Annotated in this window: 11 protein-coding genes; 4 read left to right on the top strand and 7 right to left on the bottom strand. The window is 70.0% G+C overall.

Annotated features, from left to right (window positions below):
- Positions 1-9: 9 nt before the first annotated feature.
- The 3 genes from MKK51_RS02915 to MKK51_RS02925 all read right to left on the bottom strand — a co-directional run bounded on the left by MKK51_RS02915 (position 10) and on the right by MKK51_RS02925 (position 3,135).
- Positions 10-1,041 (bottom strand): ABC transporter substrate-binding protein, encoded by a 1,032-nt coding sequence (locus MKK51_RS02915; protein WP_243974861.1) that lies wholly within the window; start codon positions 1,039-1,041, stop codon positions 10-12.
- Positions 1,042-1,355: 314 nt separating this feature from the next.
- Positions 1,356-2,021, bottom strand: a complete 666-nt coding sequence (locus tag MKK51_RS02920) for a methionine ABC transporter permease (RefSeq protein ID WP_243974862.1) — start codon at positions 2,019-2,021, stop codon at positions 1,356-1,358.
- On the bottom strand, positions 2,011-3,135 hold the full coding sequence (locus tag MKK51_RS02925; protein ID WP_243974863.1) for a methionine ABC transporter ATP-binding protein: 1,125 nt from the start codon (positions 3,133-3,135) through the stop codon (positions 2,011-2,013). Before MKK51_RS02925 ends, MKK51_RS02920 begins: the two co-directional genes overlap by 11 nt.
- 465 nt (positions 3,136-3,600) lie before the next feature.
- Between MKK51_RS02925 and soxC the strand changes: the two genes are divergently transcribed.
- Together soxC and MKK51_RS02935 are read left to right on the top strand one after the other, a co-directional pair.
- The gene (gene soxC / locus MKK51_RS02930; protein ID WP_243974864.1) at positions 3,601-4,854 is read left to right on the top strand and encodes a sulfite dehydrogenase; all 1,254 of its coding nucleotides are present in this window, start codon (positions 3,601-3,603) and stop codon (positions 4,852-4,854) included.
- On the top strand, positions 4,844-5,431 hold the full coding sequence (locus MKK51_RS02935) for a c-type cytochrome (RefSeq protein ID WP_409565600.1): 588 nt from the start codon (positions 4,844-4,846) through the stop codon (positions 5,429-5,431). Before soxC ends, MKK51_RS02935 begins: the two co-directional genes overlap by 11 nt.
- Here the strand turns inward: MKK51_RS02935 and MKK51_RS02940 are convergent.
- The 3 genes from MKK51_RS02940 to MKK51_RS02950 form a co-directional block, all read right to left on the bottom strand.
- Positions 5,395-6,213 carry a MetQ/NlpA family ABC transporter substrate-binding protein gene (locus tag MKK51_RS02940; protein WP_243974865.1) on the bottom strand — a complete coding sequence of 273 codons (819 nt, stop codon included), beginning with the start codon at positions 6,211-6,213 and terminating at the stop codon, positions 5,395-5,397. The genes MKK51_RS02935 and MKK51_RS02940 overlap by 37 nt on opposite strands.
- A gap of 97 nt (positions 6,214-6,310) precedes the next feature.
- Positions 6,311-7,111, bottom strand: a complete 801-nt coding sequence (locus MKK51_RS02945) for a MetQ/NlpA family ABC transporter substrate-binding protein (protein ID WP_243974866.1) — start codon at positions 7,109-7,111, stop codon at positions 6,311-6,313.
- A gap of 39 nt (positions 7,112-7,150) precedes the next feature.
- Entirely contained in the window at positions 7,151-8,548 is a 1,398-nt protein-coding gene (locus MKK51_RS02950; RefSeq protein ID WP_243974867.1) for an LLM class flavin-dependent oxidoreductase, read from the bottom strand.
- A 343-nt stretch (positions 8,549-8,891) separates the two neighbouring features.
- Between MKK51_RS02950 and MKK51_RS02955 the strand changes: the two genes are divergently transcribed.
- Positions 8,892-10,109, top strand: coding sequence for an acyl-CoA dehydrogenase family protein (locus MKK51_RS02955; protein ID WP_243974869.1), 1,218 nt, complete (start codon positions 8,892-8,894; stop codon positions 10,107-10,109).
- Between the two features lie 35 nt (positions 10,110-10,144).
- Positions 10,145-11,497: an LLM class flavin-dependent oxidoreductase gene (locus MKK51_RS02960; protein ID WP_243974871.1), complete on the top strand. Its 1,353-nt coding sequence runs from the start codon at positions 10,145-10,147 to the stop codon at positions 11,495-11,497.
- Between the two features lie 46 nt (positions 11,498-11,543).
- Here MKK51_RS02960 and MKK51_RS02965 read toward each other — a convergent pair whose 3' ends face one another.
- Complete coding sequence (locus MKK51_RS02965; RefSeq protein ID WP_243974872.1) at positions 11,544-14,840, bottom strand: helicase-related protein; 3,297 nt, start codon at positions 14,838-14,840, stop codon at positions 11,544-11,546.
- Between the last annotated feature and the right edge of the window lie 44 nt (positions 14,841-14,884).

Below are 14,884 nucleotides of genomic sequence, written 5' to 3' on the forward strand. Positions count from 1 at the left end.
GCGCGCCGCTCAGCTGCCGTTGCTGATGCGCGGGTCATCGAAGAAGTAGTCGCCGATCGTCTTCGGCTCCGCCTTGATCGCACCGACACGGTGCATGAACTTGCCGAGACCGATCGTGTTCTCGGGCGTCACCTTGAACGACACGGCGGGATTCTTGATGATCGTCGTCAGGAGGGCCGGATCGATCTTGCTGCCGTTGATCCGAAGGTAGATCTCGGCCGCTTTCTCCGGATTCGCGGTGATGAACTTCGCGGCGTCGTCGAGGGCGCCGAGGAAGGCCGTGTAGGTCTTGGGGCTGTCCTTGTAGAACTTCTCCGTGGCGTAGAGCACGGTCGAGGAGGCCGGCCCGCCCTGGACGTCATAGGAATTGAGGACGATCCGGGCCTTCGGGTTGTCGGCGAGCTCCTGCTCCTGGAAGGGCGGGTTGCCGAAATGGCCGGAGATCTCGGTGCCGCCCTTGATGATCGCGGCGGCGGCCTCCGGATGCGGGACCGCGACGCTGATCTTGTCGAGCTTGGCGAAGTCCTTGTCGCCCCAGAGCTTCGCGGAGGCCAGCTGCAGGATGCGCGACTGGACCGAGACGCCCACGGCCGGGACCGCGATGCGGTCCTTCTCGGTGAAGTCGGCGATGGTCTTCACGTCGGGATTGTTGGTGACGAGGTAGTAGGGGAAGTTGCCGAGCGACGCGACGCCCTTGACGTTCTGCCGTCCCCGGGTCCGGTCCCAGAGGGTGAAGAGCGGGCCGACGCCGGCACCGGCGATCTCGATGTTGCCGGACAGGAGCGCGTCGTTGACGGCCGAACCACCGGAGAGCTGGACGTACTCCACCTTGATGTCGAGGCCCGCCTGCTTGCCGTGCTTCTCGATGAGCTTCTGGTCCTCGACCACGTTGAGAAGCAGGTAGACCACGCCGAATTGCTTGGCGATGCGCAGCTGGCCCTCGTTGGCGGCGGCCGGGACGAGACCCGCCAGGGTGAGGGCGACTCCACCGAGAAGTGCCGCGGCGTTCCGGCGCGAGAGGGAAGGGCGTCGGGTCGTCATGGAAAACCTGCTGTCGAACTCGGACGCGGGACGCGGCGCCGGGAAGAGAAAGTGTCCTGCGAATCTGCTCGGCGGCGCCCCCGCCGTCAATGAAATCGTTCTCTTTATAGAACGAATAAAGGAGATGATCCGTCTCTCTGACGGTCGATCTGTAGTCATTATCAATTCGTTCGCAGCAACGCGAAGAATGTTTCCGGCCGAGCGATGGGATGTCGGAGAACGTCGATTTATCCCGTCGCACCCATCGTTCGTTTTATGGGACATTCCAAGCCGGTTGACCGACGGGTGTTCTCACGAAACCTGCCGGAGCGGGATCACACCCGGCGGATGCGCCGGTTGAGACGGGCGGCCAGGCGCTCGCCGATGGTCTGCACCGCCTGGACCAGGACGATGAGCACGACGACGACGGCCAGCATCATCTCGGGTCGGAAGCGCTGGTAGCCGTAGCGGATGCCGAGATCGCCGAGGCCCCCGCCGCCGACGGCGCCGACCATGGCCGAGTAGCCGAGCAGCGACACCACCGCGAGGGTCAGGCCGAGGAGGATGCCGGGCAGCGCCTCCGGGATCAGCACCTTGCGGATGATGGTGAGCGGGCCGGCCCCGAAGGCGCGCGCCGCCTCCACCAGGCCCGCATCGACCTCGCGGATCGCCGCTTCCACGAGGCGGGCGATGAAGGGCGTCGCCGCCACCGTCAGCGGCACCGTGGCGGCCCACATCCCGATGGAGGTGCCGGCGATGAGGCGGGTGAAGGGGATGATGGCCACGACCAGGATGATGAAGGGCGTCGAGCGGGTGGCGTTGACGACGAGGCCCAGCACGCCGTTGAGCCAGGGTGCGGCGAGCAGTTCCCCGCGCCGGCTCGTGGCCAGGAAGACGCCCAGCGGAAGGCCGAACAGCGTGCCCAGACCAGCCGCCACGGCCACCATGGACAGGGTGTCGCCGGTGGCCTGGAGCAGCAGGCGGATCATCTCAGGCGACACGGCGATCCTCCGCGCTGTGGGCCGGCAGGTAGCCCAGGAGATCGGAGACGAGGCCGTGGGCGTCGAGGAAGGCGCGGGCCCGGCCGACGACGTCCGGCCCCGCGGGCAGGCCCACCGTGAGGGAGCCGAAGGGCTGGCCCGCGATCTCGTCGACGGTGCCGGACAGGATGTTGGCCTCGATGCCGGTCTCGCGCGCGAGCCGCGCGACGATCGGGTCGTTGGCGTGAGGCCCGCGGAAGGCGATCCGCAGGACCGCCCGGCCGCCCGCGATCGGTCGGGTCTCGATCCCGGCGCGGAGCGCCGCCGGCAGGGTCAGCCCCATCTCCCCGGCGAGCAGCGTGCGCGTCATCTCCGCCTGCGGCCGGGTGAAGACCTCGAACACGTCGCCCTGTTCGACGATGCGGCCCGCCTCCAGCACGGCGACGCGGTCCGCTACGGCGCGGATCACCGACATCTCGTGGGTGATGAGCACGATGGTGAGGCCGAGGTCGCGGTTGATGCGGCGCAGGAGCGCCAGGATCGACCGGGTGGTCTCGGGGTCGAGGGCGGAGGTCGCCTCATCGGAGAGGAGGACGCCCGGTCCCGTGGCCAGGGCCCGGGCGATGCCGACCCGCTGCTTCTGTCCCCCCGAGAGTTCGGCGGGATAGCGGTCGCGCTGCTCCTCGAGGCCGGTCAGGGCCAGCAATTCCTCGACACGGGCGCGGATCGCGGCCTTGCCCCGGCCCTCGATCTCCAGGGGCAGGGCGATGTTGCCGAAGGCCGTGCGCGAGGACAGCAGGTTGAAATGCTGGAAGATCATGCCGATGCCGCGGCGCATCCGGCGCAGCGCGCGCTCGTCGAGGGACGAGACTTCCGCATCCCCGACCCTGACACGACCGGCGCTCGGGCGTTCCAGCCCGTTGATGAGCCGGATCAGGCTCGATTTCCCCGCACCCGACCGGCCGATCACCCCGAGCACCGAACCGGCCGTCACCGACAGGTCGATCCCGCTCAGCGCCGACACGCCGGCGCCGTCGCGGGTGGAGTAGGTCTTCGCCACCTGCTCGAAACGGATCAGCGCATCCGGCGGCGGCGGGACGGCATCGCCGCCGCGGTCGATGGGAATTCCAGTCACTCGCTAAACCTCATGCGCCCGGCACGTGCAGGTGCCGGGCGGTTGATCTTTATGATGATCGTCTATCCCGTAGTTCTATGAACTATACTTGGCGCATTCAATGAAATCGATTGTCGAATTGTTCGCCCATCGAGCGAAATCGATCCCCGCGAACTCATAGCGAGAGAACAATCCTCCAGACGTCCCGACATCCAGGCCGGGCCGCATGGGCGGCATCGGGCGCGGCGATTCCGGCAGAGCTCGACCGGCACCATGCGATCCGGAACATTCGCCCCTCGGCATCCAGGTTCGGGGGAAGACCTGTTCGCGTCTCTACAAGAAATGAGAAATTCATGCCGTTGATTGCGAAGGCCGGATACGGTCCAATGACGCTCGTCGAGAGAGACGAAGCCACGGTCCTCTTTCGCCATCAGCCTGACATCTCGCTTCGCGTTCTTCTCCGAACGCCCATTCGGACCCGTCTTGATGCCGTCTGACACATCGCGCGCACCGCGCCGGTCTTCGAGCCGGCGCGGATTCCTTCGGCTGGCCGGCGGCGCGGCGGGCGGGATCGCCACCGCCGCCCACGCTTTGGAGAGCGGCGAACCTCTCGCCATCCCCGAATGGAGCCGCACGCCCGGCGCGCCTTCGGCATCTCCCCCCTATGGCCGGCCCTCGCCCTACGAGACTCTGGGCCGCCGATCGCGGACGCCGCCGGCCTTTCCCGGCGCCTCCTCCACCGGCACGCCGCTCCAGCACCTGCACGGCATCATCACGCCCAACGGCCTGCATTTCGAGCGCCACCATGCCGGGGTGCCGGCCATCGACCCGGAGCGCCACCGGCTGGCGATCCACGGCCTCGTGGAACGGCCCCTCGTCCTCACCATGGACGATCTCGTGCGGATGCCGTCGGTCTCGCGCATCCATTTCCTCGAATGCTCGGGCAACACGCCGTGGCTCGGGGCCAAGCCGGGCTGGACCATCCAGGAAAGCCACGGTCTCCTCTCCTGTGCCGAATGGACCGGCGTGGAGGTGAGCACCCTCCTCGACGAGGTCGGGGTGAAGCCCGGCGCCGCCTGGATCCTGGCGGAGGGCGCGGACGCGGCCGGGATGAGCCGGAGCCTTCCCCTCGACCTCGCGCGGGACGGCGCGATCCTGGCCTATGCCCAGAACGGGGAACGGCTCCGCCCGGAGCAGGGCTACCCGCTGCGCCTGTTCGTGCCGGGGGTCGAGGGCAATCTCAGCATCAAGTGGCTGCGCCGGCTCAAGGTCGGGGACCAGCCGTTCCAGACCCGCGAAGAAACCTCGAAATACACGGACCTGATGCCGGACGGGTCGGCGCGCCAGTTCACCTTCGTGATGGAGGCCAAATCCGTCATCACCACGCCGTCGGGCGGCGAGCAGTTGCGCACGCCGGGTTTTCGCGAGATCCGCGGCCTCGCCTGGACGGGGCGCGGCCGGATCGCAGGCGTCGAGGTCTCCACCGATGGCGGGGCGCGCTGGCAGGCGGCCAGTCTGGAGGGTCCGATCCTGCCCAGATGCCTCACCCGGTTCCGGCTGCCCTGGCGCTGGGAGGGCGGCCCGGCCCATCTCCTCAGCCGGGCCACCGACGAGACGGGCTACGTCCAGCCGCCGCGCGCGGCCCTGGTCTCGGTCCGGGGCACCCAGTCCTTCTACCACAACAACGGGATTGCCGGCTGGCACGTCGCCGCCGAGGGAGGCGTGAGCCATGCGGTTTAGCGGCATCGGCCTTCTCGCCTGCCTGATGGCGACGGGCGCCGCCCTGGCGGACCCGTCCGGGCCCGTCTCCCTGTCCGGGATCGGCCGCCCCGCGACCCCGCAGATCCTCGCCCTCTGGGACATCGACGTGCGCGCCGACGGGCAGGGCCTGCCCGCCGGCCATGGCAGCGTGCGCCAGGGCGAAGCCCTGTTCGGAGTGCGCTGCGCCGCCTGCCACGGGGCGCAAGGGGAAGGAGGATCCGCGGACCGGCTGGTTGGCGGCCAGGGAACCCTCGCGACGGCAAAGCCGGTGCGGACGGTGGGCAGCTTCTGGCCCCATGCCACCACCCTGTTCGATTATATCCGCCGCGCCATGCCCTACGACGCGCCGCAATCCCTGAGCGCCGACGAGACCTACGCCCTCAGCGCCTATGTCCTGCATCTCAACGGCATCCTGCCGGAGGGAGCCGAGCTCGATGCCGGCTCCCTGCCGAAGGTGCGGATGCCGAACCGGGACGGCTTCACCACGGACAGCCGCCCCGACGTGCCGGTGCGCGCCGGTCAGGCCCCTCTCACGGGGATCACCGCCCCGCGATAGCGCGCGCGGATGAAGCCGGCGACCTCCGCCGATTGCAGGAGGGTGGAGAGCGTCAGGATGCGTGCATCCTGGGCCAGGGCCTCTGTCGTCACCAGCACGTTGGCGTAGGGATTGCCCTCCGCCCGCTCGAGACCGAGGGCATCCTTGGCCGGGTCGAGGCCGGATTCAAGGGCGTAATTGCCGTTGATCACCGCCAGGGCGACGTCCTCGAGGGAGCGCGGCAATTGCGGCGGCGCCACCTCGATGAAGCTCAGGGATTTCGGGTTCTCGGCGATGTCGCCGGCCGTGGCGAAGGTGCCGTCGCCGCCGGGCCGGAGACGGATGAGGCCGTTCTCCTGCAGCAGCTTCAGCCCCCGGCTGAAATTGGTCATGTTGTTCGAGAGGGCGACGGTCGCCCCCTTCGGCAGGTCGGCGAGGCTGCGGACGCGGCGGGAATAGAGCCCGAGGGGCTCCACATGCACGCTCGCCGTCACGGCCAAGCGGACGCCGAGTTCGGCCTCCTCGCTGCGCAGATAGGGCACGTGCTGGAAGAAGTTGGCGTCGGCGTCGCCGTCGATGACGAGGCGGTTCGGGCGGATGTCGCCGCTGATCTCGATGATCCGCAAGGGCAGGTCCGGAGCGAGTTTGTCCTGGACGTAGGTCAGGATCTCGGCATGCGGCACCGAGGAGGCGACCACCCTGAGGGGTGCGGCGGCCCGGGCCGCGGAGGCCGTGAGCAAAGCGAGGGTGCCGCCCAGCAGGGGAAGCGTGCCGCCCAGCAGGGCGCGACGGGTCAGGGACATGGATGCTCTGTCTGTTCGGGAGCGCCGGGCTCGTCCGGAGGGCGGGCTCGCGCCTGCGAAAAACGGGTCGGGACTGCAGCTGAAATTCGGGGCCGCGCTACCAGACCGGTTCGAGGAAACCCTTGTAGGTCCGCTCGATGTAGTCCCGCACCGGCGCCGAACGGAAGCTGCGGATGAAGGCGGCGAGACGCGGATCGTCGCGATTGTCGGGCCGCGCGACGAAGCTCAGCGTATAGCGCCGGTCCCCGACCCCGTCGGTGATGAGGGAGGTCTTGGGGTCGCCGCCCGCGGCGATCAGGTAGGTGAAGCTCACCTGCGCCAGGGTCACGTCGTCCATCGCGCGCGGCAGTTGCGCCGCTTCGAGTTCGAGGATCCGCAGGTGCTTCGGATTGGCGACGATGTCGGCCACGGAGGCCTCGTCGCCGACGCCCGGCTTCAGGGTGAGCAGCTTGGCGGTCTCCAGGAGGCGCAATCCCCGCGCCGCGTTGACGGGGTCGTTGGCGATGGCCACTGAGGCGCCGTCGGGGACCTTGTCGAGGCTGGTCACCGTCTTCGAGAACAGGCCCACGGGCAGGACGATCGCCCCCTCCACGGCCACCAGCTTGTAGCCCCGGGAGCGGATGGCGCTCTGGAGGTAGGGCACGTGCTGGAACAGGTTGGCGTCGATATCGCCCGAGGCCACGGCCTCGTTGGGCGTCACCCAATCGGTGAACTCGACGATCTCGACATTCTGCCCCTGCTTGCGGGCGAGATCGGCGGCGAAGGCCAGGGTCTGTCCCACCGGTCCCGGCGTCGCTCCGATGCGCAGGGGTTTTTCCGCGGAGGCGGGGCCGGTCGCCAGGGAGAACAGGACAGCCGCGAAGCCGAGGAGGCTGCGGCGGGTACGGAGCGGGGGCATCGTGGACACCTGTGATCGGGGAGGGGGAGAGGGTGCCGGTCAGGCGGCGGAGGCGCGGGCCTCGCCGCCGGCCCGACGGAAGCGGGCGCCGGGATGGCTCGCCTTCAGGTGGGCGCCGCCCTCCGGAAACAGCTTTTCGCGGAGCGTGCCCTCGCGATAACGCGTCTTGAACGCGCCCCGGTCCTGCAACTCGGGCACGACGAGGTCGACGAAGGCTTCGATGGTCTCGGGCGCGACGACGCGGTTCAGGTTGAATCCGTCGAGATCGGCCTCGTCCGCCCAGGCCAGCAGGTCGTCGGCGACCTCGGAGGGAGATCCGACGATAAAGGGCGTCCGCGCGCCACGCGGTCCGAATTCGGCGAAATCGGTGCGGGTGAAGGGGCGTTCGCCGGGCAGCGTCAGGTTCTCCAGCAACGACTGCATGGCATTGGTCTTGACGTAGGCGAGCCCCTCATGGGCATCGAGTTCGGACAGGTCGATGCCGGTCCAGCCGGAGACGAGGGCGAGCTGGCCTTCCACGTCGAGATACTGGGCGTACTCGTCGCGCAGATCGAGCGCCTCGGCGCGGGTGGGCGCCACGATCACGGTGGCCCCGAGGAACATCCGGATGTCGTAGGGATCGCGGCCCGCCTCCCTGGCCGCCTGCCGCGTGGCGCGCACGGCCTTGCCCGCGATGGCCCTGGTCTGGCCGTTGAGGAAGATGCTCTCGGCATGGCGGGCGGCGAAGAGACGTCCGCGCGAGGAGGCCCCGGCCTGGTAGAGCACGGGCGTGCGCTGCGGCGACGGCTCGCTGAGATGCTGACCGTCGACCCGGTAGCTCGGCCCGTCATGGGTGACGCGGTGGACCCGGCCCGGCTGCGTGAACAGGCCCGCCGCCCGGTCCCGCCGGGCTGCGCCGTCCTCCCAGCTTCCCTCCCAGAGCTTGTAGGCGGCCTCCAGGAAATCCTCGCCGGCATCGTAGCGCGCATCGTGTTCGCGGGCTTCGGGCAGGCCCATGCCGCGCGCGCCGCTCTCGAGATAGCCGGTGACCACGTTCCAGCCGATCCGGCCATCGGTGAGATGGTCGAGGGTCGAGAGCCGGCGGGCGAAGGTGTAGGGATGCTCGTAGGTGAGGTTCGCCGTCACCCCGAAGCCGAGATGCGTCGTGGCATGGGCCATCGCCGGCACCAGCAGGAACGGATCGAGGTTGGGCGCCTGCGCGGCCCGGGCGACGGCCGTGGCGGGCGAAGCGCCGTAGACGTCGTAGACCCCGACCACGTCGGCGAGGAAGATCCCGTCGAACAGGCCGCGCTCGGCGGTGCGGGCCAGCGACACCCAGTAATCGAGACTGTTGTAGCGCGCCGCCGTGTCGCGCGGATGCCGCCACAGCCCGGCCCAGGTATGGCCCGGCGCCCCCATCTCGAAGGCGTTCAGCCTCAATTCGCGGCGTGCGCTCATGGCAGATCCAGGCAATTGACAGATCCAGGCAATCCGGGGCGACGGTATCGTGCGATGGGGAAAGAGGAGCCTCGGTGACGCGATGCGCGAGGCCTTCATGCGCATGAGCCTAGCCGCCGACCGGATCCGGTCAACGAGAATGATCTTTCAACGATCGTCTTTCCCAAGAACACATCGTCTCTTATTCGATGAATTGGAAAACGACATCTCCAAATCGCATATCGAACCATGATTTATACTTGTCTGCCCTGCCCGGATTGACGATCAGGACGACGGCGATGCCAGGGGCCGTCGGGCGAGAGCCCCTTCGGCATGACGGCATCACAGGCATGGGATGGATGGAATGTCTCAGACGGAAGCGGGATGGGGCGCGGGGCCGAGCGCGGGCTACGAGGCGCTCGCGGCCGGTTTCCGGCCGGTCTTCGCACGGATCCGCGCCACCGCCATCCCCCGCGATCTCGCGCACACCCTGCCCCATGACGAGATCGGCTGGCTGAGAGAGGCGGGCTTCACCACCCTGCGCCTCGCCCGCGAGGAGGAGGGCCACGGCGCGAACCTGCCCGAACTGTTCAACCTGCTCATCGAGCTGTCCCAGGCCGACCCCAACGTCACCAATGCGCTCCGCGCGCATTTCGGCTTCACCGAGGACATGCTGTGCTCGTCCTCGCCGGAATGGCGGGCGCGCTGGACCGGGCGGATCGGCGATCGCCAGACCGTCGGCAGCGGCGTGTCCGAGACCGGCGAGGCCAAGGTCGGGCAGTTCGACACGGTCCTGCGGCCCCAGGGCGAGCGATGGCTGCTCAACGGCCGGAAATTCTACACCACCGGCTCCCTCTTCGCGGACTGGATCCACGTCTCGGCCCAGGACGAGGCAGGCGCCTCCCTGGTGGCGGCCGTGCCGGTCCGGGCGCCGGGTGTCGAGATCGTCGACGATTGGGACGGTTTCGGCCAGTCGCTCACCGCGAGCGGCACGGCGATCTTCACGGACGTCGTCCTCACCCCGGACCTGATCAAGCCCGACCCCGAGCGTTTCCCCTACGCGATGGCGTTCTTCCAGCTCGTCCATCTGGCGACGCTGGCCGGCATCGGCCGTTCCGCCGCCATCGACGTGTCGCGGCTCGTGGCCGAGCGCAAGCGGGTCTACAGCCACGGCAACGGCAGCCGGGCCGGCGACGATCCCCAGGTGCAGCAGGTGGTCGGGCGCGTGCGCGGCGCGGCCTATGCGGCGGGCGCCATCGTCCTCAAGGCCGCCGAATCCCTGCAGCGGACCTATGACACTCACCGCACGGGAGACGCGGCGGACGATGCGGCGGCCATCGCCGACATCGAGGTGAACCAGGCGGTGACCGTCGTCACCACTCTCGTTCTCGACGCCACCACGACCCTGTTCGATGCGCTCGGCGCCTCGGCGGTGACGAGCGGTCTCGGCCTCGACCGGCACTGGCGCAACGCCCGCACCATCGCCTCGCACAATCCCCGGATCTACCGCGACCGCACGGTGGGCGATTTCGCGGTGAACGGCACCGCCCCGCCGCGCCAGTACCGGGTCGGCTCGGCCTGACGCCCGCCCTCGAACGAGAGACCAAGGACAGACCCATGCCACGTCGCCGGGACACGATGCGCCTCGGTGCCTTCCTCTATCCGGGCGGGCACCACGTCGCGGCATGGCGGCACCCCTCGTCGCAGGCGGATGCGGGGGTCGACCCCGCCCATTACCGGCGGCTGGCCAGGGTGGCCGAGGCCGCGAAGTTCGACCTGATCTTTCTCGCCGACGGGGTCAGCATCCGCGGCGACGACATCGACGCCCTGAGCCGCACGGCGATCCGCTATGTCGGGCAGTTCGAGCCGCTGACCCTGCTCTCGCACCTCTCGGCGGTGACGGAGCGCATCGGCCTCGTGGCCACCGCCTCCACCACCTACAACGAGCCGTTCCACGTGGCGCGCAAGTTCGCCTCCCTGGACCATCTCAGCGGCGGCCGGGCGGGCTGGAACCTCGTCACCTCGGCGGACCCGCGCGAAGCCTACAATTTCAGCCGCGAGAGCCATCTCGCCCATGCGCGCCGCTACGCCCGCGCCGAGGAATTCGTGGACGTGGTCGCCGGGCTCTGGGACACGTTCGAGGACGACGCCTTCGTCCGCGACCGCGAGGAAGGCCGCTTCTTCGATCCGGCCAAGCTGCACGTGCTCGGGCACGAGGGCGAGCATTTCTCCGTGCGCGGGCCCCTCAACGTGCCCCGGCCGCCCCAGGGCCACCCGGTGGTGGTGCAGGCGGGTTCCTCCGAGGCCGGCAGGGCCCTGGCGGCGCGCACCGCCGAGGTCATCTTCACCGCCCAGGCCACCCTGGAGGACGCGACCGCCTTCTATGCCGACGTGAAGGGCCGGCTCGGCCGGCACGGCCGCGAGCCCGACGCGCTCAAGATCCTGCCGGGCGCCTTCCCGGTGGTCGGCCGCACGATGGCCGAGGCCGAGGACAAGTACGGCGCGCTGCAGGAGCTGATCCACCCCGTCGTCGGCCGCTCGCTCCTGGAACAGCTCGCCGGAATCGACCTCTCCGGCCTTCCCGACGACGCGCCCGTTCCGGAGGCCACCGGGACGGAGGGCGGCAAGAGCCGGCAGGACCTTCTGGTCACCATCGCCCGGCGCGAAGGCCTGACGATCCGCGAGCTCTATCTGCGCATCGCCGGAGCGCGCGGGCACTGGACCCTGATCGGAACGCCCTCCCGGATCGCCGACGCCCTTCAGGAGCGGTTCGAGGCCCATGGCGCCGACGGGTTCAACATCATGCCCCCGACCCTGCCGGGCGGGCTCGACGATTTCGCCACCCTGGTGATCCCCGAATTGCAGCGGCGCGGCCTGTTCCGCACGGAATACGAGGGCACCACCCTGCGCGAGAATCTCGGCCTCCACCGCCCCGGCCACCGCCGCCACGCGCCCTCGCCGACGCCGTAGCCGCAACTCCGCCGGCGCCGCTCGGTGGAGACGGCGAGCGGCGATCTCACCCAGCCGGTCGCCGCGTGCTGGCCTCCCGCAGGCGTTCGAGGAAGCGGGCGGCGAGGCGACCGCGCTCGGCCGCGTCCTCGCATGTGGCGCGCAGCAGGACACGGCGGTCGCGACGCTCGATATGCGCGTTGACCGGCAGCAGGATCGGCGGGGCATTGGCACGGAAATCCGCCGCCAGGCCCTGCGGGCCGCCGCTCAAGCGGGCGATCCCGAGTTCGAGGCACCCGACCCGGAGGCGGGCCAGGGTGACGAGGGCTTCGAACGCCTCCGGCGGCGGACCGAACCGGTCGGCCACCTCGTGGCGGAGCGCCTCGACCTCGTCCGGGGTCGTGAGGCGCAAGAGACGGGTGTAGAGGCTCAGGCGTACGTCCGGCTCCGGCACGTAATCGGCCGGCACGCCACCGGACAGGCCGATCCGGATCTCCGGCGTCCAATCCTCCGCGACTTCCCCCTTCGCGGCCCTCAGGGCGAGGTGGAGGAGGTGCTGATAGAGGCCGAGTCCGATCAGCTTGACGTGGCCGGCCTGGTTCTCGCCCACGAGGTCCCCCGCTCCGCGCAGGTCGAGGTCGCGGGCGCTGATGGCGAAGCCCGCACCGAGCCGGTCCAGGGCCTCCAGGGTGCGCAGGCGCTTCTCCGTCGCCGGGCTCAGCGGCCTCTCCGGCTGGTGCAGAAGGTGGACGACGCCCCGGCGCTGGCCGCGCCCGACCCGGCCCCGCAACTGGTGCAGCTGGGACAGGCCGAATCGCTCCGCGTCCCAGACCAGCATCGTGTTGGCACGCGGCACGTCGAGGCCGCTCTCGATGATGCTGGTCGCCAGCAGCACGTCGCCCTCGCCATCGGCGAAGCGCACCATCACATCGTCCATCTCCGCCGCCTTGAGGTCGCCATGGGCGATCATCGTGTGCAGGCCGGGGACGAGCTTGGCCAGGCGCTCCGCCATCGTGCCGATATCCTCGATGCGCGGACAGACGACGAAGCTCTGGCCGCCCCGGCGATGCTCGCGCAGGAGCGCGGCCCGCAGGGATTCGGCCTCGAACGGCGCGATCACCGTGCGGATGGGCTGGCGCACCGCGGGCGGTGTCGCGATGACGCTCAGGGATTGGAGGCCCACGAGGGCGGATTGCAGGGTCCGGGGGATCGGCGTCGCCGTGAGCGTGAGGACGTGGCCGTCTCCGGCCGTCTTCCGCAGCGTCTCCTTCATCTTCGCCCCGAAGCGCTGCTCCTCGTCGATGACCACGAGGCCGAGATCGGCGAAGGCCACGCCCTTGGCGGCCAGGCAATGGGTGCCGACGACGAGGCGGATGCTGCCGTCGGCGAGTCCCGCCTTCACCCGCTTGGCCTCGGACGGCGAAACGAGCCGCGAGAGATGGGCGACCTCGATGCCGAAACGGGCAAAGCGCCGGGTGAAGGTCTGCACGTGCTGGCGGGCGAGAACGGTGGTGGGCGCCACCACCGCCACCTGGCGGCCGGAGAACACGGCGGCGGCGGCGGCCCGAAGGGCCACCTCGGTCTTGCCGAAGCCGACATCGCCGCAGACGAGGCGGTCCATCGGCCGTCCGCAGGCGAGATCGCCCAGGACCCCGTTCACCGCTCGGGCCTGGTCGGCGGTGAGGTTGAACCCGAACCCGGCGGCGAAGCGCTCCATCTCCCGCAGCGGGGGCGACAGGACCGGCGCCTCGACCGCCCGGCGCGCCTCGGCGGCGGCGAGCATCATGCGGGCGGCCTTGGCCATGCACGCCTCGGCTTCGAGGCGCCGACGGCCCCATGACCCGCCTTCGAGCTTGTCGAGGGTGACCGCCTCGACCTCCGAGCCGTAGCGCCAGATCCGGTCGGCCTGGGAGACCGGGACCATCAGGATCGCCTGTCCGGCAAAGCGCAGCCGGAGGGCGTCCTCGCCGCCATCCTCTCCGGTCTCGACGCGCTCCAGGCCTTCGAAGACGCACAGACCGTTGTCGCGGTCCACCGCCACATCGCCGACGCGCAGCTCCACCTCGCCGATGGGAAGGCTCGCGACGGGCTCGCCCTCCTCGACGGCGGCCCGGCTCCCGAACAGATCGGCGGCGGCGATGACGCAGACACCCTGTCCCGGCACCCGGAACCCCGCCTCGATGGGCGCGGCCAGCGCCAGGATCGCGCCGGGCCTGGCACGCGCAACCTCCATCCAGCCCGCCACGCGCCGGGCCTTTCGCCCCATCACCCGCTCGGCGACGCGGATCAGGCGGCCGAGGGGCTCCTCCGGGCCCGTCAGCAGGATGCGGTCGCCCGCCTCCAGGTGCCGGCGCAGGGTCTCGGCCAGGGCCGCGTTGGGACGGGCCTTCCGCACGAAGGCGGGAATCGCGAGGTCCTCGGATTCCTCCGCCGTCGCGGTGGCGACGCGGCGCGCCGCCTGGAGCGAGGCCCAGCTCCGGGGATCGAGGTAGAGCTCGCCCAAATCGCCGTGACGACTGCCGGTGTCCTGCCCCTCGGCGATCTGCTCGAAGAAGGCGGCGGCGCGCTCCTCGGCGCCGGTCTCCACCACGAGGCGGGCATCGGGGACGTAATCGAGCACCGTCGTCAGGGTGGGATAGAAGCGGGGAAGCTGATGCTCCTGGCCGGTGAAGGGCCGCAGCCGGGTCTCCGATCCTTCGGGAAGCAGGATCTCCGTGGCCGGGTCGACGACCAGGCACTCGGCTTCCGCCAGGGAGCGCTGGGAGACCGGATCGTAAGACCGGATGGCGGTGACGCGGCCGCCCTCGTGCTCGATCCGGCAGGGGCGCGGCGCTGCGGCGGGGAAGACGTCGACCGTTCGCCCCCAGACCGCCACCTCGCCCGGCTCGTCGACCCGGTCGTCGAGGATGTAGCCGAGGCGCTGCAACGTCGCGGTGATCGCGGCCGGATCGAAGGCGTCGCCCACATGGATCTCGAGATGCGCCTCGGCCCAGGTCTCGGGCGGCGGAACACGCTGGATCAGGGCAGGGGCGGTCGTCAGGACGATGTCGGGAAGGGCGGCAGCATCCGTCAGCCAGCGCAACACGCCCGTGCGCTGCCCCATGACGCCGCGTGACGGCGAGGTCCGGTCGAAGGGCAGGCAATCCCATTCCGGATAGATCGCGACGCTGCGGGCGGGGGCCAGGGCGCGCAGGATGGCGGCGATGGCGTCCTGACGGTGCGTCTCGCGCACCATATGGATCAGCGGCTTGTTCTCGGCCACGAGGTCGAGGAGCGCCACCGCCAGGGCACCGATGGGAACGAGGGGGGCGACCGGCTCCTCGGAGGCGTTGTCGGGAGACGTCCTGGTCCGGCGTTTTGCCATCGGGAAGTGCGCTGCCCATCACTGGTGTCGGGACTCGGCAAACG

It is taken from the genome of Methylobacterium sp. E-045 (assembly GCF_022829685.1).
Taxonomy (GTDB): Bacteria; Pseudomonadota; Alphaproteobacteria; order Rhizobiales; family Beijerinckiaceae; genus Methylobacterium.